Here is a 20,980-nt window from a genome sequence, read left to right as displayed (position 1 = left end):
ATGGATACCCTTACTCATCTCCTCGGCGGGTTCGAGACTGCTCTCGCACCAATCAACCTTCTGTGGGTCTTCATCGGTGCTCTGCTCGGCACCGCAGTCGGCGTGCTCCCCGGACTCGGCTCAGCAATGGCAGTCGCTCTTCTGCTGCCGATCACTTTCACCCTCGATCCCACAGGGGCTTTCATCATGTTCGCCGGTGTCTACTACGGCGGACTCTTCGGCGACTCGATCTCGGGGATCCTTCTCAATACCCCCGGGAACTCCTCGGCGATCGCATCGACTTTCGAGGGCCACCGAATGGCCTTGACCGGGCGTGCTCCTCAAGCGCTCGCCACCTCAGCGATAGGGGCCTTTACCGGCGGACTCATCGCAACAACTATTGTTGCGTTCATGGCGCCGGCGATGGCGGTGCTGGCTACCTATTTCGGTCCAGCCGAATATTTCGCACTGGCAGTTTTCGCGTTCGTAGCGACATCGGCAGTCGTCGCAGAATCATTTGTCAAGGGACTGGCCGCGCTCGTCCTCGGCTTGGCGTTGGCCGTCGTCGGCATCGACTCCCAATCGGGAGCGTCTCGGTTCACCTTCGGCGTCCCACAGTTGTTCGACGGAATTGACATCATCGTCATCACCGTCGGCCTGCTTGCACTTGGCGAAGTGCTCTATGTCGCGTCCCGTGGCGGTCGCAGCTCCAGTACCGGTTCGCTCTCTGCCGGACGTCGCCCATTCCTCTCACGCGGTGAATTTCGGAAGGCTCTTCCGGCCTGGTTGCGCGGGACCGCATTTGGATTGCCTTTCGGCGTCATCCCCGTGGGCGGATCGGAGATTCCGACATTCCTCGCGTATGGAAACGAGCGGCGCATCGACCGCAAATCGTCGGAGCCCGAGTTCGGGCGCGGTGCGATCCGAGGTGTCGCGGCACCTGAAGCGGCAGGCAACGCGACCTCTGGCACGGCCATGGGAGCTCTGCTCACCTTGGGACTTCCCACCTCGGCGACTGCTGCCATCATGATGGCAGCATTTCAGCAATATGGGATGCAGCCTGGGCCGTTGCTGTTCGAGCGTAACGGCGACCTGACATGGGCACTTCTTGCTTCGTTATTCATCGGACTGGTTGTCTTGCTCATCCTCAACCTTCCCTTCGCTCCGTTGTGGGCGAAGCTTCTGCTGATTCCGCGGCCGTACCTCTACGCGGGAATCGCTATGTTCTGCGCGTTGGGGGTGTATTCGACAAGCGCCTCCGTCGTCGATGTCGCGCTGATGCTGGGCGTCGGACTCGTTGGTTTGCTGATGAGACGGTACGACGTACCCGTGGCGCCCGTGCTCATCGCTGTGATCCTTGGCCCATTGGCGGAGACCGAGCTGCGACGAACCCTGGCTGTGAGCGAGGGGTCAGTGGGCGCACTGTTCGACAGCGGAATATCAATAGTCCTCTACCTCGTGATGATCGCCGCAGTAATCATTGCGGGAATCACGAAACTGCGTCAGAAGAAAGGATCCGATCTATGACGTCCTCCCATCGGGCACTCACCGGCGTGCGTGTACTCGACATGACAAATGTCCTCGCCGGTCCCTTTGCGGCCTATCAGCTGAGCCTTTCCGGTGCTGATGTGATCAAGGTCGAAGTTCCGGGAGGCGGCGATCTCGCTCGGACTCTTGGAGCTTCAGAGCCTCTGAATTCCCAGGGTCTCGGGGCGTCATTTGTTGCTCAGAACAGCGGCAAGCGTTCCATTGCCATCAACCTCAAGACTGAAGCCGGAAAAAAGGCCCTCACTGCTTTGATCGAAGAGTCCGACGTTCTGCTGGAAAACTTTCGCCCAGGAGTACTTGATCGTCTGGGGTTCGGCGAGCAGAAGCTCTTCGAACTCAACCCGCGGATCGTCTACTGCGCGATCAGCGGGTTCGGCCAGTCTGGTCCCCTTCGGGACCGCCCGGCTTATGACCAGATTGTTCAGGGCCTGTCGGGAATGATGGCGTCGTCTGGCACGAGCGAGACTGGTCCGTTGCGTGCTGGATACCCAGTCGCCGACACTCTCGGGGGCATGGCTGCGGCTTTCGCGATTTCCTCGGCGCTGGTCAATCGCGGTCAGACCGGGCGTGGCAGCGCCATCGACGTGTCCATGCTCGAGACGGCCATTACAGCGATGGGGTGGGTGGTTTCGAACTATCTGGTGGCGGGCACGACTCCGGTTCCACTGGGCAATGAGAACTTCACGGCAGCTCCGTCAGGAACATTCCGGACCGGCAATGGTGAGATCAACATTTCCGCTAACAAGCAGGAACAGTTCGAAGACCTGTGCCGGTGTCTCAACCGGGCGGACCTCATTCACGATCCGAGATTCTCTGAGCGTGAACAGCGCAAGACTAATCGCGGGCAACTGACCTCCGAGCTTGAAGAAGCCCTGGCATCACAGGGGGCTGTGGAATGGGAAGAAAAGTTTGCCGCAATCGGTGTTCCCGCTGGCCGCGTGCTGACGGTCGAAGAGGTGCTCAGTCACGAACACGTCGTCAGACGTGGCCTCATCCACGAGGTTCCCAATCCGGTCGACGAAGACAATCCGCTCTCCGTCCTCGGCAACGGTATCCGCGTCAATGGGCACATCAGCGCCCCGCTTTCGGGTCCGCCTCTCCTCGGCGAACACACAGAACAGGTTCTCGCCGAGGCGGGACTCGGCCAAGAGCAGATCGACGAAATGCGTGATCAGGGAGGTATCGCATGACTCAAGGTGCGGGAGAGTCAGTGAAGACCAATGACCCAGCCGCTGAGCAGGTGGAAAAGGTGCGCCAGTGGTGGGCGACCTCTGTCAGTCGCATCGAACCGAATGTGATCGAATATCGCGGCCGACCGATCGAAGCTCTGATCGAAGGTTCGACTTTCACCAAGGTTATCTGGCTGTTGGTGACGGGGCGTGAGCTGGCGCCGGGGGAGGCTCGACTGTTGGACGCGGCTCTCCTCTCAGCGGCTGATCATGGTCCCCAGGCCCCGTCGATTGCGAGCGCGCGGATGGCGATCACCTGTGGAGTGGGACTCAACAATGCGATGGCCAACGGAGCAAATACCCTCGGTGACGTCCACGGCGGTGCTGGGCAGCAGTGCGTCGAAATACTCGAACAGATGCGAGGCAGAATCACCGCGGGAGAGGGAGACGCGATTGATGTGGCGCGCTCGATCGTTGCCGACTATCGAACTCGCAAAGCCTTTATCCCAGGCTTCGGGCATCGCTTCCATACCAGAGATCCGCGCAGAGACGCATTGATTGCTCTGGTTGAGGAGGCGATTGAGCAAGGCCACGTTGCTTCTGAGGTGCTCGATTGCGGCCTTGCGCTCGAGGCTGCGCTGGCCGAGGGGCGAAAGGCTCCGGTTCCGATGAATATCGACGGGGCGACTGCAATCATCTATGCGACGTTGGGTTGTCCGGCTGAGCTCGCACGTGGACTCTTCGTGCTCAGTCGATCCGTGGGGATCCTGGCACATGCGTGGGAAGAGCGTCAGGGTGCCAGAAGAATCAAAGGACCACTACCGCCGCCGCTCACTGCTCCATACAGCGGGCCAGCCAGCGAGGAACAAGGTGCCGAGGTTTCTCATCAGAACCCGTAGGCGGCGTCCCGCTCCTCCCGAATCGAGGCAAAAGTGCGGGTGAGCACGATCGTGTCCTCGACGAGACGGTCGAGGCGCTGGAGGACGTCGTGGCTGACGATCTCGCCGCGGTGCAGGTCGCTCTCGCCGACGAACACATACGGCTGGACGACCTGCGCCTTCATGTACGTCAGGATCGGCAGCAAGTGCTGGGCCGGAATGAGATAGTGCTTCGATGAACCGGCCGTGGCGATGACGCCGACGACCTTGTCGAGGAAGGCACTCGTCGGCAGCAGATCGAAGACGTTCTTCAGCGCCGCCGGGATCGACGCCTGGAAGATCGGGGTGCCGATGATGATCGCATCCGCGTCCATGAGTTCCCGGGCCACCCGACCGGTATCACCGGTGTACTCGGTGAAGTTCCGACCGTCGGCGAAGACCATGTCCACCTCGGCCAGATCGATGACGTTCAGCTCGATGGTCGGGTCGGAGGCGGTGACCGCCTCGGCGAGGTGATCGATCACGGTCCGGGTCTTCGTCCCGACGTTCGACCCGGACAGCAGAACCAGCTTCATGACAGTGCCTCCTCGGCGGAGTCGAACGCAGAGCCGGCGGCCCCGGTCTGCTTATCGGTCGGCGCGGTCGCGGTGTACTTCTTGACGGCGGGCAGGATGTCGGTGCCGATGATCTCGATCTGGTTCATCACGTCGGCATAGGCCATCCCCCCGAAATCGACCTGCGCGAGGTAGCGCTGATGACCGAAGACCTCATGCTGGTGGAGGATCTTCTCGATGATCTGCTGCGGGCTGCCGATGTTCGCGATGCTCGCCGGGTGGACGCTCTGCGCGAAATGCTGCTTGGGCATGCCCTGCCCGTTCGTGCGTTTCATCCCCTCGTTGATGTGCGGATACATCGCACGCAGCGCCTCCTGCGAGGTCTCCGCGGCGTGGAAGAATCCCGCCGTGGCGATCGGCAATGTGGCCGGATCGAATCCGGCATGCGCGGCCGCGCGACGGTAGGCATCGACGGTGCCCTTGAACACCGAGGTGGTCCCGCCGAGGTGGGCCATGACCATGGGAACCCCGGCCAGTCCCGCCTTCACCGCGCTCGCCGGTGCCCCGCCGACGGCGCGCCAGATGCGCAGCGCCTGGCCGGTGGGGCGGGGGAGGACCTCGGCGTCGTTGAGCGGTGCCCGGAACTGCCCGGACCAGGTCACTTGCTTCTCGCGGTTGATCTTGAGCAGCAGGTCGAGCTTCTCCTCGTACAGCTCCTCGTAGTCGCGCAGATCGTAGCCGAGGAGCTCGAACAGACCGACCCGGGAGGCGCGACCGGCGACGAGCTCGGCACGACCGCCGGAGATGAGATCGATCGTCGCGAAGTTCTCGAATACCCGGACCGGGTCCGAGGTCGACAGGATCGTCGAGGAGCTGCCGATGCGGATCGTATCCGTGGCTTGGGCGATGGCACCGAGGATGACGGCATGGGCCTGCGAGGCGAAGAACTCCTGATGGCTCTCGCCGAGGCTGAAGAAGTCGAGTCCGGCTGCCTCGGCGGCTTGGGCGTAGCCGATGAACTCGTGGACGCGCTGGCCGGCGTCGACGCGTGATCCGTCATGCGGGTCCGGCAGATGGTCGCCGAGGCTGTAGATGCCGAACTGCAGTCCCTGGCCTTGGTCGAAACCGAATTCGTGCATATAGTTCGGCTGCTGTGACGGCAGGGATTCAGTCGTTTCGGAATGCTGCTGAGGGGTGGTGTGCAGCTGCGCGGACTCGCTCAAGGTGTCTCCTCGTGACGGTGACGAAAATGTCATTTGCCATGTCAACTGAGACGGCTGCGGGATTATTCCCGCGGGTTCTCGCCGCGCTTCCGGCTGGTGTCGTAGAGCTTCTTCATCAGTGCGTGCAGCTGCACCTTCTCGTCCTCGCTCAAGGAATCGTCGAACAAAGACGCCTGCTGTTCCTGCTGCGAGGGAAACGCCCGTTCGAGGAGTTCGCGGCCCTTGGGTGTCAGCGAGATGTGTTTGGTCTTCCAGTCCTGTTCGCGAGAGATCAGGCCCTCGGACTCGAGCCGGGCGAGCATGCGGGAGATCCCGCCGCTGCTGACGGTCAGTCCTTCGGCGAGAGCGGACTGTGTGATCGGCTCGAAATTGCGGATATGGGCAAGGGCTTCGAACTGGGCGACGGTGAGCCCGAACTGCCGCAGGTGCTCATTGGAGAGCTGGTTGCTGTTCTGGACGAAGCGGGCCATGCGCAGCCAGATCAGCGTGCTCAGGCTCAGATCATCCACCGCTTCTCCTTCTGCTGATCGCGTAGCTGCCGCTGACGTCGTGATCGCCGCGAGCGGCCATCCCGACCTGCCCTCACATTACCTGCGGCGTGCGAGGGGTCGGAAATGGTCCGCGGCGAGGGTGGTGACGGCGTTGGGCAAGCCAAGTGCCTGGCGTTTGCTGTGGCTCAGGCGTCAGCGGCCACGGCGCGAGATGCGCTCGAGCGCTTACGTCCCTTGCCTGCCTTTCCTGCCTTGCCGGCGAAGAGGAGGCGGTCGACGCTCAGACGGCCAGGACCTGCAGCGGCAATCAGCAGAGCGCCTGCGGCCAGTGAGGCGACGAGCTCCCAGCCTCCCTGATCGACGAACGGGGTCGGGGTGAGGTGGACGATGATCAGGGCGCCGATGACATTGGCTGCCAGCAGGAATCCGACGATGGGAGTGAGCGCACCGAGGATGAGCAGTGCTCCGCCGATGAGTTCGACGAAGGTCGCGACCGGGGCCGCGATATCGGCCATCGGCACTCCCATCTGAGCAAACGAATCGCTCGTTCCGGCGATGGTCCACTCGTTGAACTTCTGCCACCCGTGGGCGATGAAGATCGCGCCGAGGCCGATCCGGGCAATGAGAGTGATGATGTCGCGGGCAAAGGTCGGCAGTCCGGTCGTTGCGTACACGGTGATCTCCATGATTGGTTGAAATTGTAATCACACGGTATGTGCCGAACATGGCAATACGCTGGCAATCCCTTATCGCCAACGAGGCAATGCAGCGAGAGCGGCCCTCAACGATTCGTCCCTTGCGCTGCCGTCTCTTCCCCGCGACCCGGGGTCGTGCCGTCTCTGGTCATCCCCGACCGGAGTGGGACAATGGTGGCAGTAGCCGTGCCTCGTGGGTGAGCGCAAGGGATCGCGAGCAGGCGCACGTACCAGATGTGCCGCTTACGGGTGCGATTGAAACTGATTGGGAAGAGGGCAGATAGGTGAGCGAAGAGAACAGCGAGCTCCTCGGGGCGGGACGCAAGGCTGCGGTCATCATTGCCTCCACCTCGGCGGCCAGGGGAGAGGCCGCGGACACGACGGGCCCCACCCTCGTCGATTGGCTGCGCGGCCGCGGTTATGAGACTCCCGAGGCTATCGTCGTCCGCGACGGCGAACCCGTCGGCGACGCACTCAAGCAACTCCTCGTCGACACTCCGGAAGCCGACCGTCCTCGCGTCATCGTCACGAGCGGCGGCACCGGGCTCGCTCCCGACGATCGCACTCCGGAGTTCACTGCCGAACTTCTCGAACGCCAGTCCCCGGGCCTCATCTATGCGATGTGGCGCAAGGGTCTCGAGTCGACATCCTCGGCGGTGATGAGCCGCGGAGTCGCGGGAGTGCGCGGACGCAGCTTCGTCATCAACTTCCCCGGTTCGAAGGGCGGGGTCAAGGACGGAATCACCGTCATCGACGACCTCCTTGAGCACATTCAGACCTCCGTCGAGGACACCACCGACCACGGCCCCCGGGTCTGAGAGAGGAACGGAGAATGCAGATGCGCAAGGCCGTGCGAGCCCGGGTCTATAAGTTCGACGCCACCGGTGAGATCTCGGCCGGTCCGGATTCCCTGGCAGGCGAGGAGCCGCTGGAGATCCAGCTCAACGGTGAGCAGTACACCGTGACCATGCGCACCCCCGGACACGACGTCGAACTCATCGCCGGTTATCTGCTCTCCGAGGCGGTCGTGACCTCGATGGACGATATCGAAGAGGTCAATTTCTCCGCCGGGCTCGCCCCCGATGGCAGCCGGAACTACAACGTCGCCCAAGTGCGTCTGGCTCCTGGGATCTGGAATCCAGAGACGGCTCCGGCCCGCAACGTCTACACCTCATCCTCGTGCGGGATCTGCGGAACCGCGGCCGCCGATGCGGTGACGAAGACCTCCGCGTTCCCGCTCATCCCCGCCGCTTTTCATGTCGAGGACCAGGGGGAGTACGAGTTCCCGCAGCTGCTCTCCGCCGCCCGGATCGGTGAGCTGCCCGATCGGCTGCGGCAGACGCAGGAGATCTTCGACAAGACCGGCGGAGTCCATGCTGCGGCGCTCTTCGCCGTCGGTGACGACCCGAACACAGAACCCGAACTGCTCGTCGGTCGCGAGGACGTCGGCCGGCACAATGCCGTCGACAAGGTCATCGGCTGGGCCATGGCCAACCGTGGCCTGCCGCTGCGATCGACCGTCCTGCAGGTGTCCGCGCGGGCATCGTTCGAACTCGTCCAGAAATGCGCGATGGCAGGCATCCCGATGATGTCGGCCGTCAGCGCCCCCTCGGCGATGGCTGTCGACTACGGCAAGGACGTCGGCGTGAGCGTTATCGGCTTCAACCGCAAGGGCAAGTTCAACGCGTACTCGTATCCAGAACGCGTGGCCTGAATTCCCCGAGGCGGCCCCGCCTTTCCGGTGCTAGATTCGCTGGCATGGACATCAATGACGATCCCACCGGCTTCACCTCCCGCCTGACCATCGCGCAGGCACACACCGAATGGGACGTGCAGACGGCCTTCCTTGATTCCTGCTCCTACGGTCCGCCGCCTCGGCGCGGATGGGATGCGCTGCAACGGTCCCTCGACGAGTGGCGGGTCGGAAGCGTGCCCTGGCCGCGATGGGCGGAATCGGTCGACACCAGCCGTGAACTCTTCGGTCGCCTCGTCGGCGTTCCTGCAGCTCAGGTGGCCACCGGGGCCGCCGTATCCCAACTGCTCGCCCCGATCGCCGCGGCGCTGCCCGACGGTGCGGAGGTCCTCGTCCCCGACATCGAGTTCACCTCTGGGGTCTACCCGTTCGCCGTCCACGCCGACCGTGGGGTGCGGGTGCGCACCGCGCCGCTGAATACCCTCGCCGAGGCGGTCGACGAGTCCACGACGTTCGTGTCCTTCTCCGCCGCACAGTCCGCGACCGGCGAAGTCGCCGACATCCCAGCGATCACCCGCGCCGCCCGCGAAGTCGGAGCGCTCACCGTCCTCGACGGCACGCAGGCGGCCGGATGGCTGCCGCTTAACGCCTCCGAGGTCGACTTCCTCGCCGTCGCCGCTTACAAGTGGCTGTGCGCCCCGCGCGGGACAGCGTTCCTCACGATGCCGTCGCAAGCGATAGCCGCCGACGGCTCCCATCCTCGCCGTGCGGAGTTCTTCGACCGGCTCAAGCCTCTGGCCGCAGGCTGGTTCGCAGCCGGGGGAGCTGCCAGCTACGGGATGCCGATGCATCTGGCCGACGGTGCTCGTGCCTTCGACATCTCACCGGCCTGGCACTCGTGGGTCGGTACGGCTCCAGCGCTCGAGTTGCTGCTCGACGTCGGCGTCGATCAGATCCACACTCACGACCTCGCCTTGGCCAACCGTTTCAGAACCGGGCTCGGCCTTGCAGGGTCGAACTCGGCGATCGTGTCGATCGACCTCGGGATCGTTGACCGGTCCTGGCCCGGTGCCCCCGACCGACTCGACGCGGCCGGGGTCAGGTACTCGCAGGCCGGAGGGAATATGCGCTTCGGTTTCCACCTCTTCAACGACGAGGCCGATGTCGATACGGCGCTCAACGCTGTGATGGACACGGCGACCGTCTGACGGGAGTTGGTGGCTGCTCCTGTCAGACGGTTGCTCTGCGGGTCGCCTCGGCGCTGAACCCCGAACCCTCAGCAATTCGGTAACACAGTCATAACGATCGATCGGACGTTTGCCAGGGGCGAGCAGGCGTCCGGCCCAGCCGGTCGCGGTAGTACGGCTTTTGTGAAAATTCTGAAACATTCAACAATTTCTTCATGTGGCAATCCGAGCCCGAACTCGCAGGCTAATCTTGCTGTCGGTGCCTGTCCGGTGTGACTGGAACGGGCGCGGCTGACAGACCCCGGCGCATTCCGACCGCACCTGGCGGAGATGCCGACAACGAGATGGAGTGACGATGACCTACACGCTGCAGGCCGTTGAGAACTCGGATGAGAAGGCCGGCCTGGTCCGGCGATTCCGCAACGGTGCCCTCATCGTCATCTTCGCCTCCGTACTGTGCGGGCTGCTGGCATGGAATGAACCGCACCCGGTGGCGGTCGCGCTCGCCGTCTTCGTCGGCGGTGCGGGCATCCTCGCCATTGACATCGCCCTGGCTTACCGATCTTCGGTGCGGCGCTCGAAAAGCTGAACCGCGGAGGAATCCGCGACAGACCTGCCCAAACCTGCACCCGTTCTGCCCCCGTAGCGCTGTGCCACCGCGGTTGCATAACCGCTCCTGAGACACCGCAACACCCGTCGTCAGCCTCCGGCTAGCATGCTGACTTGAAGCATGCCGGCGACAGGAGGTGGACAATGGCCGACCAGGGCCAGCAACCGGATCAGAAGACACCTGGCATCGGTCTTCTCGCCGTCCTCCTCGGCGCCGTCGCCGCCGGGCCCATCATGCTCTACGGCCTCAGCGCCACGAGCGATTCCATCATCGCCGAGCTCGGCATCTCCGAAGCCCACTTCGGCCTGCTCGCCACCACCTGCTTCGGCGCCGCCGCGATCGGCAACGCCACCCTCGGCCGTCTCGCCGACCGGCATTCCGACCTTTCGCTCATGGCGTTCATCTTCGTCCTCGCCGCACTCGCCCTCCTGCTTGTGGCCGTGCCCGACGGATTCTGGATGCTGCTGGCAGCCGCCGCCCTGTCCGGCATCGCCCAATCCTTCCCCAACGGCGTGACCAATCGGATCCTCCTCGAACGCGTCCCGGACTCGAAACGCATCGGCTGGGTCGGCATCAAACAGTCCGGAGTCCAGGTCAGCCAGCTCGTCGCCAGCCTCGCCTTCCCCGTCCTCGCGCTCGGCATCGGCTGGCGCGGCGCGGCACTCACCGTCGCGATCATCCCGCTCATCCTGCTCGCGATGACCTGGTATTCCCTGCGCACCACCCCGCTGTTGACCGCTCCGAAATCCCCAACCGACACCGCCAACGAGGCAGCCGACCACGACAACGCCCAGACCGACACAACCGACACCCCCGCCGAGGCGGCCCACACCGAACCCGAACCTGCCCCCACCCGTCCGGCCAAGCACCCCGGCATGGTGTGGGCCCTGGCGCTGTTTGGGCTCATCAACGGCATCGGCGTGCAGGCGACGAACGTGTACATACCGCTCTTCGCCGTGCGGGAGATGGGGTTCAACCTCGTCCTCGGCGGTGCCACGGCTGCACTGGCCGGCGTCATCGGCGTCATCGCCCGCGTCACCTGGGCCAGACGCATGGCCAAAGGCGCCTCGGGGCCGCGCCTGCTTCTGGTCCTCGCCCTCATCGCCCTGGTCGGAGCGGTGCTGTTCCTCATCGCCGACGCGGCCGGGTGGGCCCTGCTCGTCTGGGTTGCAGTGGCCTTCCACGGCATCTCCGCGCTCGGCGTCTCGGTCGTGCTCATGGCCGCACTCATGCGCGCGATCCCGGCATCCTCGATGGTCTCGGCCAGCGGCATGGTCACGGCCGGAATGTTCTTCGGCTTCGCCCTGGGCCCGCTGCTCATGGGCATCATCGTCGGCTCACCCGGCGGGTTCGTCCTCGGCTGGATCGCCGTAGGTGCTACCTATGTGCTGTGCGTGATCCTCGCGTTCATCCTCATTCGTGTGAGTTCCCGCCGCTGACGACAAACGCCGGTGACAGCGCGGCCCCGGCCACTGCCAGCGGCAACTACCCCTCGCCCGACTCCTCGACCACGCGATCGGTGGCCAGCAGGGTTCGATCGCCCGCGCGCAGGGTGCCCACGCCCGCAGTTGTGAAGACATCGGGGATCGCGACGATGCCCGACTCGCCGGCCTTGTACCCGCGCGCCAACGAGCCCGTGGTCGCATTGTGCACTCGCAGCTTCCCGCCCTCACGCAGATACAGCAGCCCACCGGCCGCCGCCTCGAGGTGCACCGACTGCGGCACCGACACCGGCAGCTCGTTCTTCCCGAGATCGTCGATGACCGTGATCCCCGACTTCCCGAGCGTGACCACGGCCTGCGTATTCGCATCACGGGCAACCCCGCGCGCATCGTCATCGAGCAGATCGCCGGTTTCCCGATCGAACACCGGTCCGACCCCTTCACCGGCATCGAGGTGGATGAAGTCCTCCCCGGTCGCCGCGCCCGCAGCCGCCGTGAGCGCCTCGGCGTCCCAGCCGTTGTCGGCCAGCGAATGCTCCCACACGGTCGTCCCATCCTCGCTGGCCACGAGCTTGCCGCCCGTGATGTCGAGGACCAGACCCTGATACTCGCCGAGGTGGCGCACCCCGCCAGCGTCCTCGCCGTCCGAATCGTCGACCGGTTCCCCGGTGGCCGGGTCGAGCACAACCGCTTCGTCCGCGGGTGCATCCTCGGGGGCGAAGACCGTGCCCGGACCACGCAGCGGGCCGGGCACGTCGACGGGGCCCCACGCCTTCTTGCCGGACTTGAGGTCATAGGCGTTGGCGGTGACATCGTCATCGCAGTCCGTGCTCGACTCCGAATCAGTGAGCACCGCCAGGGGAGTGTCTCCGTCGGAGGTGACGGTGAAGCCGGTGCACCCGCTCGGACGCTCGGCTTGCCACAGCTGCCTGCCCTTCGTGTCCACCGCCGAGTACGTCAGTGACTCCTCGCCGGACTCGGCGGACAGAAAGACGGAACCGGCTGACTGCACTGGCAGATCCCAGCCCGGTTCGACGAGCTCGAGCGGTTCGACGATGAGCGGCAGCTGCAGATCCGAGGTATCGGCCGCTTTGAGGTCGGTGCCCACTGCCTCCGGGGTACGGTCGAAGTCCTCAGGCGCATTGCCGAAGGAGCACCCGCTGAGCACCAGAGCGAGCGTCGCCGCTCCGGCCGCCAGGCCGGACTTTCTGCGAGTGCGCATCAGTGCCTCGCCTCAGCGGCCTTGCGCATCCGGCGGCGTTCGTGGAGGAACCACCACACCAGAGCGGCGGCGGCGAGCACGCAGACGACGATGATGTCCACGGTCGTCGACGACCACGAACCGACCCACTCCTGCATCCTTGCCAGCGAACTCGTCGACACCACCGACGGTGCCGACACCAGGCCGTTCGTGACCCAGAAGACCACGCCGATGAGGATGAGCAGCAGCCCGGTGACCATCGATACGACCGGCAGCTGACGACCGAAGACCGTGATCGAACCGCCGCGCAGCACCTTCCGCCCGCGGGCACCCAACCGGGACCAGAGTGCGGCGATGATGAACAGCGGCACTACCATGCCCGCCCCGTAGATGGCGAGCATGAGCCCGCCGAGGACGATATGCCCCTTGGCTGCGGCCAAGGTGAGAACGGCACCGAGGATCGGTCCCGCGCAGACTCCGGCGATCCCGCTCGTGGCCCCGAGCAGGAACGTCTTCGTCCACCCAGTCGCGGTCGACGATCTGGTGCGGGCCGCCTCGGCGCCGGGAAGATACTTCGCCGGATCGAAGCCGAACCCGAAGAACTGAACCAGCCCCAAAATGATGAGCACGGCCGAGGCGATGCCGACGATGAGGCTGCGATGGTCGGAGAACAGCGACCCGAGCGTGCCCGCGCCCATGCCCAGCGGGATGAGCACGAGCAGCATGCCGAGGTAGAAGACGAGACCATGGCCGACCAGCTTCGAGCCGGTGCCGACGGTGGAACCGAAGAACGCGGGCAGCAGGAGGGCGGCGCACGGGCTGAGCAGGGCGAGCACACCGCCGAGGAACGCGCTGAGCAGGGTGATGTCCATCAGTTGGCTCCCTTCTTCGACTCTTCGATGGCGTCGACGAAGACGTCGGTCGGCTGCGCACCGACGTACGGTTGGCCGTTGAGCAGGAATGTCGGGGTGGAGAACGCACCGAGGTCGGTGCCCATGGACGCGTTCTCCTCGACCGCCTCGGCGGTGGATTTCGCGTTCATATCCTTGGTGAACCGGTCGACGTCGAGACCGACCGTCTTGGCCGCCTCGATGAGTGCCTCGGGGGTGAGCTCACCGGGGGAGCGGGGTTCACCGTCTTTGAAGAGTTCGGCGTGGAACTCCCAGTGCTTGTCCTGCAGGGCGGCCGCATAGGCGGCCTTCGCGGCCTGCACCGAGGCGGAGCCGAAGACATTGACCTCGCGCCATTCGATGCGCAGATCCCCTTCGTCGACGTAGTCGAGCATCTTCGGCAGAGTGTCCTTGCTCCAGGCGGCGCAGAACGGGCACTGATAGTCGGAGAACACGACGAGGGTGACCGGGGCGTCGGCCGGTCCATCGGCCAGCGGGTCATCGTCCTTGGCGGTGGCGTCTTGGTCGACGTCGGCCTGTTCTGGGTCTTCGACCTCGGTGACGACGGGGTTCGGTTCCGGGGTCGATCCTGCGGTGGAAGCGGAGTCCTCACCGGTGTCGTTGACGAGGATGAGGGCGATGAGGGAGGCGGCCGTGGCGATGACGAGGACGGGGATCCACCACCGGACGTGCACCCTGGGTGCGGCGTGCTTGGCCATCAGGACTGTCCGTCTGCGTCATCGCGAACCGCGCCGTCCGCGCTGTCGGTGGCCTCCGCCTCGGCGAGGGCTTCATCGACGGCGTCGACGAATTCCTGCGTCGGCTGTGCCCCGAGGATGGGGGTGCCGCCGATGATGAACGCGGGCGTGCTCGTGACCCCGATGGATTGGGCCTCCGACGAATTGGTGTCGAGGTCGTCGTGGGCCGTAACCGCGTTCATGTCCTGGTGGAACTGCTGCCCGTCGAGGCCGAGGTCCTCGGCGAGGGCGATGAGTGCATCCTGGGACAGCTTCGATTCCGACCGGTGCTTGCCGTCTTCGAAAAGAGCATTGTGGAATTCGAGGTAGGCGTCCTGCTCGCCGGCGGCGAAGGCAGCGCGGGCGGCTGTTCCGGAGGCCTCGCCGAAGACCGCGAGGTCGCGCATCTCCAGTCGCAGATCACCGTCGTCGACAAAGTCCATGAGCTCCGGCAGGGTCTCGTCGTTCCAGGTCGCACAGTACGGGCACTGGTAGTCCGAGTACATGATGAGGGTGACCGGGGCGTCGTCATCGCCGACGGCACGAGTGTCTTCCGCGTCGTGGCGTTCGAGGAAGCTGAAGTCCGGTTCGTCGCTCGTCTGACCGGTTCCATCCCCGGAGCCGCTCGCACCGGACGAATCAGCAGAACCATCGGATGTCTCCGAGGCAGCGGAGCCGGAGGAGTCGTCCTTGTTGATGACGACCACGCCGATGAGAACGGCGGCGAGGGCGACGATGCAGATGGGCACGAGCCAGAACATGGGGCCGCGTTCCGACCTGAGCACAGATTCCTCCGAGGGACGATGAGGGCCGAGGTCCCGTGAGTGGGGATCGGCAGGGGGATAGTGTAGGACCAATTTTACTGATCCGCTGTTCCCTGTCAGATCGAAGACCTAGAATAGAACACATGTCTGAATATGATCCTCCGGCGTGGATGATCCGCTACCGGAACTTCAAAACGCTGTGCTCCTACGTCTGCGGTGAGTTCATCCGCTTCTATCTCACCACCGGCTGCGATCAGATCAGGTACACGCATTCGCAGATCACCGAGGGTCTGCCGAACTATTCGTGTCGACTGGACTCCGACGACGGTTCGGTTCTGCTGCTGCCGCTCGATGACTGGGTCGATCGTCTGGACGAGGTCATGCCGCTGGTGCGGACGTGGCTGGGCGAGCATTCGGATCTCAAAGGGTGCAAGCCGGAGAAATCGCACTACCAGGGTGACCGCTATTGGTTCACCCGCTGGCAGGAGGCCAACCCGTGGTGACGGTCGGCTTATCGGCGGGACTCGACTGCGGCCAGGTGTGCCACGGTAGAATCTGGGCCATGCGCAAACGTGTCGTCATTATCGTCCTGGCCGCACTGGCGGTGCTCGGGCTCGTCGCCGGTATGCTCGGCGGCACTCCCACCTGACCGTCGGCGCTGATCGGCATTGCCGAAGCGATCAGAACTGGTGCCGCAGCAGACGGTCTCAGGAGTTCTTCTTCGTCCTCCGGCTGCTTTCCTTTTCGAGGGCGTCGACGAGTTCGCTCTTCGTCATCGTCGATCGACCTGCGATGCCGAGATCTCTCGCCTGCTGGTAGAGGTGGTCCTTCGTGGCGTTGGCGTTCACCCCGCCGGCCGTTGCTCCGTCGGTGTTCTTTCCGCCGGCGCTCTGTGCGTCCGAGGGACCGGGCGTTTCCTTGGTCACCCATTCGTCGCCGACCTTCTCATAGCTGTGCTTGAGAGCGGCATAGGCGACCTGGTGCGCTCGCTGCTCATCGCCGTATTCGGCAAGAGCTGAGTCAAAGGCCTTGGCGAAGGTCCGCTGAGCCTTACTGCTCGACTTCTTCAGGGTCGAGGGCAGTTCGGAACTCTTCGGCTTACCTGACTTCGTTGTCTTCGGCATGGTGGAACAGTTTCCTTCCGTCTGACGTTGTCACTCAGGGTAACGCTGTTGCCCCGTCCGACGACAGGACTTTCACGGCTTCGGCACCGAGGTGCTGTCCGGATGAGTCGCTCACTCACACGGATTCGCGGGTGCTGCGCGCCGAGGCGACATCGTCGACGATAACGACGATGTGACGCAGGCTGGTGATGAGGGAGCCGTAGATGGGCCAGGAGGTCGTCGACAGTCTCCTGTCCTGAGAGATGCTCGCCGACAGCTTCTCGAGGCGGTCGAAGATCGGACCGACCTCGGCATCCGGATCAGCGATGGAACGGCCCGCATCGGCGACGATCGCCGCCCATTCCTCCCGGAACTCATCATCCCAGTCTCTTTCGGCCGATGAGGCATCGCGCAGAGTTCGGGCGAGGTTGCGCAGATGCGAAATGCCCTCATCGGCTCTGAGCAGGATGTTCTCATAGCTTTCCTTCTCAGGCGCCTCTCCTGCACTCGACTGGCGATTTCGCCGTTCCGCATGGATCGCCGTCCGCGGATTGACGCGGCGGCTCTCGCGGGCGAACCGCACGGTCTGCCAGGCCGAGTCGAGTTCACGACTCATCGCTTCGGTCCTCTCGAACCAGTCCTCGGCCGAATCCGTGTCCCACGAGCTGGTGAACTCTTTCGACATGTCGATGAGGACTTCACCCATCTGGCGGTTCACGCTGTCGATGTAGCGCTTCGCTTGGCGGTCGCGCAGAGGCGGAAGCACGATGAGATTGACCGCGATGCCGACCGCTACGCCGAGGGCGATCTCGAGCAGCCGATCAGCGAGCAGCGGCTGCTGCGAATCGAAACCGGAACCGAGAACGAAGATCGCCGTCGTCGCGATCGCGACGCCTTCGTCACGAATCCACGACAGTCGGGCGCCGGCCAGACCGACGAGCATAGCCAAGGCGAACGTCCACAGGCCGACTCCGAGGTAGCTGCCGATGAGGAAAGAGACACCGACTCCGATGGCCGACGCCACCGTCGTCTGCACTCCGCGAGACAACGACCTGTAGACCGTCGCGTGCACGGTCAGCAGCGCGGTCCATGGAGCGAGGAAAGGCATCTGGCTGTCGAGCACGTTGTCGGACAGCCACCAGGCGCCGGTGGCGGCGATCACTCCCTTGGCGATCTGGAGCAGATCGGTGGTGAACTCGGGCCGCCGCAGGAAATTCGCCGGTGAGACGCTGTGGGGCATGGCTGGCTCCTCGCCTCGAAATGGTCAGAACAATTCAGCTCCGGCCTCAGTGTAAAGGCTCATCTTCGAGTTGTGGTCGGGTGAAGGTGGTGGGAGGACGGACGAGTTAGAGTGAGCAGATGTCTCCACTGAGAACTCAGTCCGTCGGCCGTTTCGACCGTCTGCGGCGCCTCGTGCCCTGGGCGGCCGCAGGTCTGGCCAGTGCAGTCCCGGCGACGGTCGCTGTTTCGATGGCCGTCGATCTCATCCAGAAGCGAGGACGGAAGTCGCGGGTGGCACCCAGGCCGGGAACATTCAGTTCGCAGGTCGAGGACTCCAAGCTCGACATCTACACCGATGGCTCAACCCTGTATGAAGACATGCTCGCCGCGATCGACTCCGCGCAGGAATCGATCCTCATGGAGACGTTCATCTGGAAGAACGATGAGGTGGGGCAGAAGTTCATCGACGCGTTCAACGCGGCCTCTGCCCGCGGCGTCGACATCCACCTCATCTATGACGGGTTCGCCAATCTGGCTGTCCCCTCCTCCTTCTACCGCCAACTGGCCGCCGATATCCATGTGTTCCGGATGCCGACAATGACGAGGAAGTTCTGGAGAGGACCTCTGCGCCATTCAGGATTCGACCACTCGAAGATCCTCGTCGTCGATGATGGTGTGGCCTTCGTCGGTGGGTTCAACATCGGGTCTCTCTATGCCCGGCACTGGCGTGACACCCATCTGCGCTCGGTCGGAACCGGTGCGTGGGCGCTGCGACAGTCCGTCGCGCAGGTGTGGAACGCCTACCACCCTGCGGACGAACAGATCTCTTGGGTCCGGCCCGCTGCTTGGGAATCGCAGGTGCGAGTCTCGGCGAATCTGCCGATCCAACTGGTCTACCCGATTCGCAATATGTACATCAATGCTTTCGCCCGCGCGCGGAAGCGGATCTGGCTGACGACTCCCTATTTCATCCCCGACCAGCAGCTGCTGCGATCCCTCATCGAGGCGGCCGAACGCGGCGTGGATGTGCGGCTCATGGTGCCGCAGCAGTCCAACCACATCCTCGGTGACTGGCTGTCCCGGGGCTTCTTCGAGCAGCTGATCAACTCGAAGATCACGATCCTGCTCTACACCGCGAGCATGATCCATTCGAAGGTCGCTACGGTCGACGGCGAATGGTCGACGGTCGGCACGGCGAATATCGACAGATTGTCACTGTCATTCAACTACGAGACGAATGTCGAAGTCATCGATGCCGAATTTGCTGCCGAGATGGAGAAGGTGTTCGACAGCGATTCCGCGCATTGCACCGAGCTCGGCAGGGACTGGCTCAATCGCCACCGACTGACGAAGCTGGCCGAACGTGCCCTGGTGCCGATGCGCCCCTGGCTCTGAGGCGAGCCCTACTGCGAAGGGTACGACGGGTGGACCGCCCGTTCCTCGCTGCCGTGACCGGGGGTGAGATCTCCCAGCTGAGACTGACGCAGAGCGGTGAAAACGCCTGCGACCTCCACCGAAGCGACACGGGCCGTGAGGCAGACGTGATCGCCGCCGTCGTCGAGCATCGTGATGCGTTCGACGATGAGGCGGTTCGGCAGGGCAGTCAGCAGCGGCACCCCATCCTCGGTGACGGTGAAGTCAAGTCCCGCGAACTTGTCCGTCTCGGATCCGGAGCGCGACCCGAAGAACCGGGCCAGCTCACTGCCCGCGGTGGTGGGGAAATGAATGGCGAAATGGTCTGAACGCAGCGCCACCCGGTAGGTGTGGTTGGCTTTCGACAGCCAGAAGCAGTAGTGCTCCGGATCGATGCTCGCCTGCGAATGGAAACCGACCAGACAGCCGGCCCGTTCACCCTCCGCCGAGGTGGTGACGACAATGAGCGGGGAATCGACCGATCCCATGAGGTCGTCGAGCCCGGGGGTGCTCATGACCGACCCTCGTCTGCCGTCTTCGATTCGTAGCGGAGGAAGAGTGTGTCGTCGGCGATCATCGTCGATTTCAGAGAGAACTGTGCGATGTCGGCTCCCGGCGGCGCGACGCTCACGGGCAGCGGATCGCCGCCCATCATCGGTGAGATCGACAGGCACAGTTCGTCGAGGCGGTCTGCGGCGACGAGCTCCCCGAGCCACCTCGGTCCGCCTTCGCAGAGGACGACCTGATACCCGAGACCGGCGAGAGCCTGCAGAGCCTTCGCCGGTTCGACCCGGTCGTCACCGGCGATGATGACCGTAGCGGCCTCTTCCGCGGCTGCCAGCCGCTTCGGATCGGCCCCGGCGCACGTGATGACGATGGTGCGCGCGTGCTCGGGTGCTGCAGCGAAGACCTGTGAGGACCAGTCGAGGTCGAGGCTGCGACTGACCACCGCCACCGGCGGCATCTCTGACTGTCCCCGCGTTCGACGCTGCGCTCGGGCGGACTCGCTCAGCCGCATCGGGGCATAGCCTTCGCTGCGGACCGTCTGCGCGCCGACCATGACGACATCGGCGATCTGCCGCATCCGTCGGAACAGGTCCTGATCGGGTTCTGTCGACAGTGCGCCGACGCGTCCGTGGATGGCAGCCGTCCCGTCGAGACCGGCCACCATGTGACCGGTCACCCAGCATTCGTGTCGCGGCTGGGTGCGGTCGACATCGAGATAGGGTGTCAGCGGGTCCGGGATCGGGGCACCGCGTTCGAGTGGCTCCATCCGTGCAGTCTACTCAGTTGCTCCAAGCGTCGTCGGTGAAATAGCCGTCGATGAACCCTGGCAGACGGTGTCCGTCCTTCGCGGTCGCCAGTGTGTACGGGGCGACGTGGAAGCCGGCCTTGTCGAGTTCGCGCATCTTGTTCGTCGGCAGGTTCTTGCTCGGTCCCACCCATTCGATGCCGGCGTCCTTGATCTCTGCCGGTGATTCCTTCGGCATGGTCGAGCCCATGAGGTAGAGCGAGGTGTATCCGCGGTCGGCGATCGTCTTCGCCGCTTCGAAGTCGAAAGACTGGACGACGAGGGAATCCTTCAACCCGCGTTCGTCGAATTCGTCGAGAACCCGGTCGACCTCCTCGGGGGTGGCCCCGGGTTTGATCTCGGGCACCATGACGACCTCGCCGCCCATCTCGTCGAGGAGTTCGTCGAGGGTGACGGTGGCGGCTTCTTCTCCGCCGGTCGGGTGCTTGATCGTGGCCGCGTCCCATTCCTCCCTGCTGAGGTCCCGGATGGGTCCGGTCGCGCCGTTGAGGGTGCGGTCGGCGGTGTCGTCGTGGATGAGGACAGGGGTGCCGTCTTCGAGGAACTGGATGTCCATCTCGGGGAGGAATCCGTCCTTCGCCGAGGCGGTGAATCCTTCCATGGATTCTTCCGGATAGACGTCGGCGCCGCCTCGGTGGGAGATCGTGGTCGGGAATTCGATGTCGGCGACCTTGTCCGGGGCGGTGAAGCCGCTGGGGGAGCCGAGTCCTGGTGCTTCACCGGCGGAGCCGAGCCCGGCGGCTGCCGCGGGGGCGAGGCCGGCGCCGAAAGTGGCTGAGGCCGCGAGAACTGCAGTGGCGAGAATCGTGTACGGACGGGTGCGTGTGGATGTCTCTGTCTGTGTATTCACGTCCGCGACGCTACGAAGCC

At 64.3% G+C, this 20,980-nt stretch carries 24 protein-coding genes; 11 read left to right on the top strand and 13 right to left on the bottom strand.

What is annotated here, in order from left to right:
* From ACVZTU_RS14295 to ACVZTU_RS14285, 3 genes are read left to right on the top strand one after another with little or no spacing between them, the layout of a single operon-like run.
* Positions 1 to 1,506: a tripartite tricarboxylate transporter permease gene (locus ACVZTU_RS14295; RefSeq protein WP_482400676.1), complete on the top strand. Its 1,506-nt coding sequence runs from the start codon at positions 1 to 3 to the stop codon at positions 1,504 to 1,506.
* Positions 1,503 to 2,717, top strand: a complete 1,215-nt coding sequence (locus tag ACVZTU_RS14290; protein WP_482400675.1) for a CaiB/BaiF CoA transferase family protein — start codon at positions 1,503 to 1,505, stop codon at positions 2,715 to 2,717. The genes ACVZTU_RS14295 and ACVZTU_RS14290 overlap by 4 nt, the downstream gene beginning before the upstream one ends.
* A 20-nt stretch (positions 2,718 to 2,737) precedes the next feature.
* Entirely contained in the window at positions 2,738 to 3,595 is an 858-nt protein-coding gene (locus tag ACVZTU_RS14285; RefSeq protein ID WP_482400674.1) for a citryl-CoA lyase, read from the top strand.
* Here ACVZTU_RS14285 and ACVZTU_RS14280 read toward each other — a convergent pair.
* From ACVZTU_RS14280 to ACVZTU_RS14265, 4 genes are all read right to left on the bottom strand, one after another.
* Positions 3,583 to 4,149 (bottom strand): NADPH-dependent FMN reductase, encoded by a 567-nt coding sequence (locus tag ACVZTU_RS14280; RefSeq protein ID WP_482400673.1) that lies wholly within the window; start codon positions 4,147 to 4,149, stop codon positions 3,583 to 3,585. The two genes, ACVZTU_RS14285 and ACVZTU_RS14280, sit on opposite strands and share 13 nt — an antisense overlap.
* Complete coding sequence (locus ACVZTU_RS14275) at positions 4,146 to 5,351, bottom strand: LLM class flavin-dependent oxidoreductase (RefSeq protein WP_482400672.1); 1,206 nt, start codon at positions 5,349 to 5,351, stop codon at positions 4,146 to 4,148. Before ACVZTU_RS14275 ends, ACVZTU_RS14280 begins: the two co-directional genes overlap by 4 nt.
* Positions 5,352 to 5,413: 62 nt before the next feature.
* Positions 5,414 to 5,860: a MarR family winged helix-turn-helix transcriptional regulator gene (locus ACVZTU_RS14270; RefSeq protein WP_172170475.1), complete on the bottom strand. Its 447-nt coding sequence runs from the start codon at positions 5,858 to 5,860 to the stop codon at positions 5,414 to 5,416.
* 167 nt (positions 5,861 to 6,027) lie between these two features.
* Positions 6,028 to 6,528 (bottom strand): DoxX family protein, encoded by a 501-nt coding sequence (locus ACVZTU_RS14265; protein ID WP_482400671.1) that lies wholly within the window; start codon positions 6,526 to 6,528, stop codon positions 6,028 to 6,030.
* 293 nt (positions 6,529 to 6,821) lie between these two features.
* Between ACVZTU_RS14265 and ACVZTU_RS14260 the strand changes: the two genes are divergently transcribed.
* The 5 genes from ACVZTU_RS14260 to ACVZTU_RS14240 all read left to right on the top strand — a co-directional run bounded on the left by ACVZTU_RS14260 (position 6,822) and on the right by ACVZTU_RS14240 (position 11,466).
* Complete coding sequence (locus ACVZTU_RS14260) at positions 6,822 to 7,355, top strand: MogA/MoaB family molybdenum cofactor biosynthesis protein (RefSeq protein WP_482400670.1); 534 nt, start codon at positions 6,822 to 6,824, stop codon at positions 7,353 to 7,355.
* A 14-nt stretch (positions 7,356 to 7,369) separates the two neighbouring features.
* Entirely contained in the window at positions 7,370 to 8,251 is an 882-nt protein-coding gene (gene fdhD, locus ACVZTU_RS14255; protein WP_259357491.1) for a formate dehydrogenase accessory sulfurtransferase FdhD, read from the top strand.
* A gap of 44 nt (positions 8,252 to 8,295) precedes the next feature.
* Entirely contained in the window at positions 8,296 to 9,438 is a 1,143-nt protein-coding gene (locus tag ACVZTU_RS14250; protein ID WP_482400669.1) for an aminotransferase class V-fold PLP-dependent enzyme, read from the top strand.
* A 334-nt stretch (positions 9,439 to 9,772) separates the two neighbouring features.
* Entirely contained in the window at positions 9,773 to 10,006 is a 234-nt protein-coding gene (locus tag ACVZTU_RS14245; RefSeq protein WP_139468239.1) for a hypothetical protein, read from the top strand.
* A 164-nt stretch (positions 10,007 to 10,170) separates the two neighbouring features.
* Positions 10,171 to 11,466: an MFS transporter gene (locus ACVZTU_RS14240; RefSeq protein WP_482400668.1), complete on the top strand. Its 1,296-nt coding sequence runs from the start codon at positions 10,171 to 10,173 to the stop codon at positions 11,464 to 11,466.
* 46 nt (positions 11,467 to 11,512) lie between these two features.
* Here ACVZTU_RS14240 and ACVZTU_RS14235 read toward each other — a convergent pair whose 3' ends face one another.
* The 4 genes from ACVZTU_RS14235 to ACVZTU_RS14220 are packed head-to-tail and all read right to left on the bottom strand — an operon-like array spanning position 11,513 to position 15,082.
* Positions 11,513 to 12,691, bottom strand: coding sequence for a hypothetical protein (locus ACVZTU_RS14235; protein ID WP_482400667.1), 1,179 nt, complete (start codon positions 12,689 to 12,691; stop codon positions 11,513 to 11,515).
* Positions 12,691 to 13,542, bottom strand: a complete 852-nt coding sequence (locus ACVZTU_RS14230; protein WP_482400666.1) for a cytochrome c biogenesis CcdA family protein — start codon at positions 13,540 to 13,542, stop codon at positions 12,691 to 12,693. Before ACVZTU_RS14230 ends, ACVZTU_RS14235 begins: the two co-directional genes overlap by 1 nt.
* Entirely contained in the window at positions 13,542 to 14,279 is a 738-nt protein-coding gene (locus ACVZTU_RS14225) for a DsbA family protein (RefSeq protein WP_482400665.1), read from the bottom strand. Before ACVZTU_RS14225 ends, ACVZTU_RS14230 begins: the two co-directional genes overlap by 1 nt.
* Positions 14,279 to 15,082, bottom strand: a complete 804-nt coding sequence (locus ACVZTU_RS14220) for a DsbA family protein (protein WP_482400664.1) — start codon at positions 15,080 to 15,082, stop codon at positions 14,279 to 14,281. Before ACVZTU_RS14220 ends, ACVZTU_RS14225 begins: the two co-directional genes overlap by 1 nt.
* Positions 15,083 to 15,204: 122 nt before the next feature.
* Between ACVZTU_RS14220 and ACVZTU_RS14215 the strand changes: the two genes are divergently transcribed.
* Both ACVZTU_RS14215 and ACVZTU_RS14210 read left to right on the top strand, forming a co-directional pair.
* Complete coding sequence (locus ACVZTU_RS14215; RefSeq protein WP_181270670.1) at positions 15,205 to 15,564, top strand: hypothetical protein; 360 nt, start codon at positions 15,205 to 15,207, stop codon at positions 15,562 to 15,564.
* Positions 15,561 to 15,710, top strand: a complete 150-nt coding sequence (locus ACVZTU_RS14210; protein ID WP_482400663.1) for a hypothetical protein — start codon at positions 15,561 to 15,563, stop codon at positions 15,708 to 15,710. Before ACVZTU_RS14215 ends, ACVZTU_RS14210 begins: the two co-directional genes overlap by 4 nt.
* 58 nt (positions 15,711 to 15,768) lie before the next feature.
* Here ACVZTU_RS14210 and ACVZTU_RS14205 read toward each other — a convergent pair whose 3' ends face one another.
* Entirely contained in the window at positions 15,769 to 16,185 is a 417-nt protein-coding gene (locus tag ACVZTU_RS14205) for a ChaB family protein (RefSeq protein ID WP_446656960.1), read from the bottom strand.
* A gap of 115 nt (positions 16,186 to 16,300) precedes the next feature.
* Positions 16,301 to 17,404, bottom strand: coding sequence for an FUSC family protein (locus tag ACVZTU_RS14200; protein WP_482400662.1), 1,104 nt, complete (start codon positions 17,402 to 17,404; stop codon positions 16,301 to 16,303).
* A gap of 119 nt (positions 17,405 to 17,523) precedes the next feature.
* On the opposite strand from ACVZTU_RS14200, the gene ACVZTU_RS14195 reads away from it, so the two are divergent.
* Entirely contained in the window at positions 17,524 to 18,780 is a 1,257-nt protein-coding gene (locus ACVZTU_RS14195; protein WP_482400661.1) for a phospholipase D-like domain-containing protein, read from the top strand.
* 8 nt (positions 18,781 to 18,788) lie between these two features.
* On the opposite strand, the gene ACVZTU_RS14190 is transcribed toward ACVZTU_RS14195, so the two are convergent.
* From ACVZTU_RS14190 to ACVZTU_RS14180, 3 genes are read right to left on the bottom strand one after another with little or no spacing between them, the layout of a single operon-like run.
* Positions 18,789 to 19,313, bottom strand: coding sequence for a flavin reductase family protein (locus ACVZTU_RS14190; protein WP_482400660.1), 525 nt, complete (start codon positions 19,311 to 19,313; stop codon positions 18,789 to 18,791).
* A complete protein-coding gene (locus tag ACVZTU_RS14185; protein ID WP_482400659.1) occupies positions 19,310 to 20,071 on the bottom strand; it encodes a pyrimidine reductase family protein in 762 nt (253 codons plus the stop codon). Before ACVZTU_RS14185 ends, ACVZTU_RS14190 begins: the two co-directional genes overlap by 4 nt.
* 13 nt (positions 20,072 to 20,084) lie before the next feature.
* The gene (locus tag ACVZTU_RS14180; RefSeq protein ID WP_482400658.1) at positions 20,085 to 20,960 is read right to left on the bottom strand and encodes a glycerophosphodiester phosphodiesterase; all 876 of its coding nucleotides are present in this window, start codon (positions 20,958 to 20,960) and stop codon (positions 20,085 to 20,087) included.
* Between the last annotated feature and the right edge of the window lie 20 nt (positions 20,961 to 20,980).

This window comes from Brevibacterium sp. OS20 (assembly GCF_056837565.1).
The sequence above is the reverse complement of the archived record's forward strand: the minus strand, read 5'-3'. Positions and strand labels throughout refer to the sequence as shown.

What these genes read in the sequence shown, in the direction of transcription:
- ACVZTU_RS14295 (WP_482400676.1), top strand. Translation starts at nt 1, where the DNA reads ATGGATACCCTTACTCATCTCCTCGGCGGGTTCGAGACTGCTCTCGCA.
- ACVZTU_RS14290 (WP_482400675.1), top strand. Translation starts at nt 1,503, where the DNA reads ATGACGTCCTCCCATCGGGCACTCACCGGCGTGCGTGTACTCGACATG.
- ACVZTU_RS14280 (WP_482400673.1), bottom strand. Translation starts at nt 4,149, where the DNA reads ATGAAGCTGGTTCTGCTGTCCGGGTCGAACGTCGGGACGAAGACCCGG.
- ACVZTU_RS14265 (WP_482400671.1), bottom strand. Translation starts at nt 6,528, where the DNA reads ATGGAGATCACCGTGTACGCAACGACCGGACTGCCGACCTTTGCCCGC.
- fdhD (WP_259357491.1), top strand. Translation starts at nt 7,370, where the DNA reads ATGCAGATGCGCAAGGCCGTGCGAGCCCGGGTCTATAAGTTCGACGCC.
- ACVZTU_RS14250 (WP_482400669.1), top strand. Translation starts at nt 8,296, where the DNA reads ATGGACATCAATGACGATCCCACCGGCTTCACCTCCCGCCTGACCATC.
- ACVZTU_RS14245 (WP_139468239.1), top strand. Translation starts at nt 9,773, where the DNA reads ATGACCTACACGCTGCAGGCCGTTGAGAACTCGGATGAGAAGGCCGGC.
- ACVZTU_RS14240 (WP_482400668.1), top strand. Translation starts at nt 10,171, where the DNA reads ATGGCCGACCAGGGCCAGCAACCGGATCAGAAGACACCTGGCATCGGT.
- ACVZTU_RS14235 (WP_482400667.1), bottom strand. Translation starts at nt 12,691, where the DNA reads ATGCGCACTCGCAGAAAGTCCGGCCTGGCGGCCGGAGCGGCGACGCTC.
- ACVZTU_RS14230 (WP_482400666.1), bottom strand. Translation starts at nt 13,542, where the DNA reads ATGGACATCACCCTGCTCAGCGCGTTCCTCGGCGGTGTGCTCGCCCTG.
- ACVZTU_RS14225 (WP_482400665.1), bottom strand. Translation starts at nt 14,279, where the DNA reads ATGGCCAAGCACGCCGCACCCAGGGTGCACGTCCGGTGGTGGATCCCC.
- ACVZTU_RS14215 (WP_181270670.1), top strand. Translation starts at nt 15,205, where the DNA reads ATGTCTGAATATGATCCTCCGGCGTGGATGATCCGCTACCGGAACTTC.
- ACVZTU_RS14205 (WP_446656960.1), bottom strand. Translation starts at nt 16,185, where the DNA reads ATGCCGAAGACAACGAAGTCAGGTAAGCCGAAGAGTTCCGAACTGCCC.
- ACVZTU_RS14200 (WP_482400662.1), bottom strand. Translation starts at nt 17,404, where the DNA reads ATGCCCCACAGCGTCTCACCGGCGAATTTCCTGCGGCGGCCCGAGTTC.
- ACVZTU_RS14195 (WP_482400661.1), top strand. Translation starts at nt 17,524, where the DNA reads ATGTCTCCACTGAGAACTCAGTCCGTCGGCCGTTTCGACCGTCTGCGG.
- ACVZTU_RS14190 (WP_482400660.1), bottom strand. Translation starts at nt 19,313, where the DNA reads ATGAGCACCCCCGGGCTCGACGACCTCATGGGATCGGTCGATTCCCCG.
- ACVZTU_RS14185 (WP_482400659.1), bottom strand. Translation starts at nt 20,071, where the DNA reads ATGGAGCCACTCGAACGCGGTGCCCCGATCCCGGACCCGCTGACACCC.